Source organism: Segatella baroniae DSM 16972 = JCM 13447 (assembly GCF_000426585.1).
Taxonomy (GTDB): Bacteria; Bacteroidota; Bacteroidia; order Bacteroidales; family Bacteroidaceae; genus Prevotella; species Prevotella baroniae.
Genome location: NZ_AUFQ01000036.1, coordinates 1 through 4,200, shown reverse-complemented (window position 1 = coordinate 4,200; position 4,200 = coordinate 1). Strand labels below are relative to the sequence as shown.

Below are 4,200 nucleotides of genomic sequence, written 5' to 3'. Positions count from 1 at the left end.
GTGTATTCAATTGATGAAAAACTCCAGAAATGGAACTATATGGTTTCATGGAGAGAGAGAAAAAAATACCAAGTTATTTTTTTATCATTACTAAATGGTTTTAAAAACGAAGTTGCATTCCCGTGTAGATGGAACGTCTGTTATAGTGTCTGTATCCTGTTATCGTAGAATAGTCTTCGCTGAACATTATGGCGCTTTCATTCTTGATGTCAAAGATGTTGTTGACAGTCAGAAAGAATATTAAATTGGATGATTTTAAGGTCAGCACTTTGTTGTAAGAGAAGTCAACGCTGCAATATCCTGAATATTGTTTCACATTATAATCGCCATATAAAGGTTTGTATGCCCCTGTTTCATTTATCTCGGCATTTATTATCGGGCTATAATAAAGCCCGGGCCGGGTTAAGCAAGACAGTGAGACAGTGCCTGCTTTCTTATGATAGTAAGAAATAAACGCTTTTATTAAATAGTCCATCCGGTTGTACGAGTTATACCATTTGCCCCCATTTCTGAATTTGGAATAGAGATAAGTGTATGCAAGTGAACCTGTCAAATTTTCGTATTTCTTACTCATACTGATTTCCGCTCCCCATATTTTTCTTAATAATCTTTCGGAAGTATCTGTTTCAGAAAAGTTTTCCTTCAGATTTTCTTTCTTATGATATGTAGCCAACCGGAGATTGAAATCATTTCTCGAAAATGAATACTCCAATGAATACTGCCTCGTTGATATGGAGGAAAACTCCTGTGTGTTGTAATATGGGGTTGCATATCCGTTATACTTCCCTAAAGAGGCCAATATAGAATTATAATTATTGAATGAATATTTTATGTTCGTTTGATAAGACCAATATCCGGATTGTTCCTTGACAGGTATATTTTTTCTGATTCCTACACCTAAAGTTAATTCGTTAAAGATCTGCACTCTGTTATACAGATAAAATTCGAGGTTGTTGTTTGATATACTGTTTTCAAAATAATAACTTGGGTTTTCAGGTTTTACCGCAAAATAATACTTTGGAAACCGGCTCCGGTAATTTTGCTTGGTATATTCATGTGAAAAACCGGATTGTAAATTCCATGACGGAGTGAAATAATATTTGAAATCGAAGTTACTGTATACATAGCAGTTCTTTTGCTTGGATAAAATATTGCCAAATTTAAAGTCCTCGTTTGAAAAGTCTGTGCCATTGTTTATTGAGATAAATCCTTTGCCCAATTTGTATTTGAAATTCAGAATATTGAAATTTCGTCTTTTACCTGCATCCACTGTCCCTGAAAAAGTATAAGAATAATCATTAGCCAGATACTTTTCATTAATAAAATAGGAATAAAGATTGATGCTTAACCTTTTGGTTAATTCTGTATGAAAATTCAAACCGGTATCTTCTGATGAAAATTTATTAATATCCTTATTATTTGCATTGACCCATAAATAAGGTTTAGAAAATTGATAATTTCCATATATCTGAAGAAAACTTTTTTTATTAATGGGCTGAGAGTGGAGGAAACCGATATTTGCAAGTGATAGAGAGAGAGCCGTTTCGCTTGCTGACAACTTCTTTATTGTGCCTATCTCTACCAGGCCCGCAGTTGCATTGCTGTAGACCAATGGGGGATTACTGGCATAGACGTTTTGCTCTTCTATCATTTCTGTATTGAACAGACTGAAATTTCCGATTCCATTTATCTGGGAATTGCGTACGGGTTTATATACCGGTACTTCATTTAACATCACTCTTGACATATCGCCGGCACTTCCTCTCAATTCGACATTGGCACTTTCTGATACATTGGTGGATGCAGGAAGGACAGTGACCATTTTCAATGCGTCACCGGCAGAAGAAGGGGTATTATAAATATCAAATTTAGAAACTTCTTTTATTGAGAATTCTCTTGATAAAGATGGATTAGCCATAATCACTACTTCTACAAGCATCTGTTGATCTTCTTCCATAACGATTGATATCTCTTTGCTTGTATCTAAGTGCACTGTTGGAATGATTTTGGTTTTCAGACCTAAAAAAGAGATGATCAACGTATCATTGTTGAAACTATGGCTTTGACACCGGAGAATAAAATATCCATTTATATCAGAAATGGTTCCCTTATCAGGTTCTTTTTTCAGATAGACATTGGCCGCCAATATAGGTTCACCTTTCTTATCTGTTATTTTTCCCTGTATATTCGCATCCTGCGCATATATATATGATGACCTGATTAAAAACAGGAGAAACAAACTGAATAAATGGAAGTCTATTCTCATGTTCGATCGGATATTTAGCTATTTATAAATCGTTTGATTTTATCTTACCTATGTAGGTGGAGGGTTTATTTATTGATTATTTTTTTGTACTCACCAATAAAGTAACTGTTCGGGTATTCTTTTTCCGCCATTTGTACATATTTCCTGGCTTCGTTCATTTTTTTGTTCTGGATGTAATATCGGATTAATAGTTCGAAAGCATATTCTCTTCCCCAAGTAGGCAGATATGGGTTTTTTATGCTTTTAGGCACTGTTGAAATAGCTTTTTTCAAATAATACTCCACTTTTTTCCCACCACCGAAACTCGCGGGTGTATAGAAATCATTGCTGCCCAGAACGTACCATCCTCTCAGATTCGTTGAATCAAGCTTCAAAGCTTTCTCTGCATTTCTTGTGATTTTAGATGAAAGGACTCCGGCGGCCATTCCTGAAGTGAATTGTATATAAAAACTTTGGGTCAGAGCCAGCAATGCATAATCTTCCGAGTTCTTGTTATTCATTTTTTCCAGAGTTATATATGCCTCTTTGATAGCTTTTTTGCTTTTGTCTTTATCTCCCAGCTTTGCATAAAAGACGCTTTTATAATAATTGACGTAAGATTTCCAATAAAGTACGATGTTATTTTGACTTTTCAGTTTATTTAGCTTTTGGGAAATACTGTCAAGAGGAGAAACGGAATTCCGGGCGAAACAGTTGTTCATGGCTGTCTCGATTTTGTCTTGGATGCCATTTAATATATTCTCTGGAGTTCCGACAGAAGAATTACGGTTCATACCGGTTGCATGCGTACTTGTAGTGATAGTTGCAATGGCAAAGAAAGTAACAAACAAAACGATAAACTTTTTCATATTTTTTCTTTTTAACGAGTTGATAAATTAAAGATATATGTCAATTCACAGGATGATAGAAGGTAAAAGGTGAGGTGATAATAGAGCAATCACCACAAATACCCAGCCTACGAACTGCAAATACCATATATTGCTATACATATATTTTTGAATAATAAATGAACGGTTAGCCTCTATTTCTTTGTAAGTTAATTTGTTACCTACTTTGAGTTGTAATTTTAACCATTTCATGTATTTGTAATAGCAAAATAATTTTGTGTAATCCGAGAAGAATGGATTCGTTTCGAAAATCAGTTGAGTGGCGAATGCCATATAAACCGGATAAGGGACTTTGAACATACTTCCGTAAATCATTAGCATAACGAATAAGAACCATGTCATAGCATTGCCGCTTATCAGGAATAAAAAATTCTTTTTATTAGACACTTGTGCGTTGATGACAGAAACATAAATATGAGGCAGAGGTTTCCAAGTGCCCCCTATTTTGTCTATTTTCATATTTACGGCCTTTGCTGTCAATACATGAGCCAGTTCGTGGAGCATCATCAGGATAATGAAAGTAATTATAAATGTGATCATTGTTTACTCCTTTTTACTTGAAATCTTTTGAAACAAAAATAGAAAGCTATCATGAAAGCCGCGGCCCACAAAGCCAAATACAATGTATAGGTATAATCACCTCTGAGAACTTTCAACACGGGCGTAATCGGGGAGAATTCCACAATGCCTTCGAATACGGGATTTATTTCTGTCATCGGATAAAATGTGTCACTTAAAAATATCAGTCCAAAATAGATGATGTTGATTAATCCTTTTTCGCTTTCAGCTTTCATGTTGGTGAAAGAGAGCAGTAAGCCCAAGAAAGAAAACTCTATTAATCCCAATATTGATCCTGACAGTATGGAAAGGTATTGCGGCACGTTTAATGTCACGCCAAATATGGCTCTACCTAATATAAACAGTATTACAAAAGAAAACAGGATGTAAATCATCCGGCTGAATACCAAACTGATAATATGAGTAATGATGTTGTAAGGCATTACTTTTATGAACTTCATGACTCCTGATGTGTAATACTGTTTGATA

Annotated in this window: 4 protein-coding genes; all 4 read right to left on the bottom strand. The window is 34.9% G+C overall.

Annotation, left to right across the window (positions count from 1 at the left end; all coding sequences use genetic code 11):
- Positions 1-100: 100 nt before the first annotated feature.
- The gene (locus tag K334_RS0112650) at positions 101-2,266 is read right to left on the bottom strand and encodes a TonB-dependent receptor (RefSeq protein WP_009012969.1); all 2,166 of its coding nucleotides are present in this window, start codon (positions 2,264-2,266) and stop codon (positions 101-103) included.
- A 65-nt stretch (positions 2,267-2,331) separates the two neighbouring features.
- Complete coding sequence (locus K334_RS0112645) at positions 2,332-3,114, bottom strand: tetratricopeptide repeat protein (protein ID WP_008449717.1); 783 nt, start codon at positions 3,112-3,114, stop codon at positions 2,332-2,334.
- A gap of 45 nt (positions 3,115-3,159) precedes the next feature.
- Positions 3,160-3,612 carry a hypothetical protein gene (locus tag K334_RS0112640; RefSeq protein WP_230586368.1) on the bottom strand — a complete coding sequence of 151 codons (453 nt, stop codon included), beginning with the start codon at positions 3,610-3,612 and terminating at the stop codon, positions 3,160-3,162.
- Between the two features lie 77 nt (positions 3,613-3,689).
- On the bottom strand, positions 3,690-4,200 hold a 511-nt coding region (locus K334_RS0112635; RefSeq protein ID WP_027445059.1), incomplete at its 5' end, for an ABC transporter permease.

What these genes read in the sequence shown, in the direction of transcription:
- K334_RS0112650 (WP_009012969.1), bottom strand. Translation starts at nt 2,266, where the DNA reads ATGAGAATAGACTTCCATTTATTCAGTTTGTTTCTCCTGTTTTTAATC.
- K334_RS0112645 (WP_008449717.1), bottom strand. Translation starts at nt 3,114, where the DNA reads ATGAAAAAGTTTATCGTTTTGTTTGTTACTTTCTTTGCCATTGCAACT.
- K334_RS0112640 (WP_230586368.1), bottom strand. Translation starts at nt 3,612, where the DNA reads ATGAAAATAGACAAAATAGGGGGCACTTGGAAACCTCTGCCTCATATT.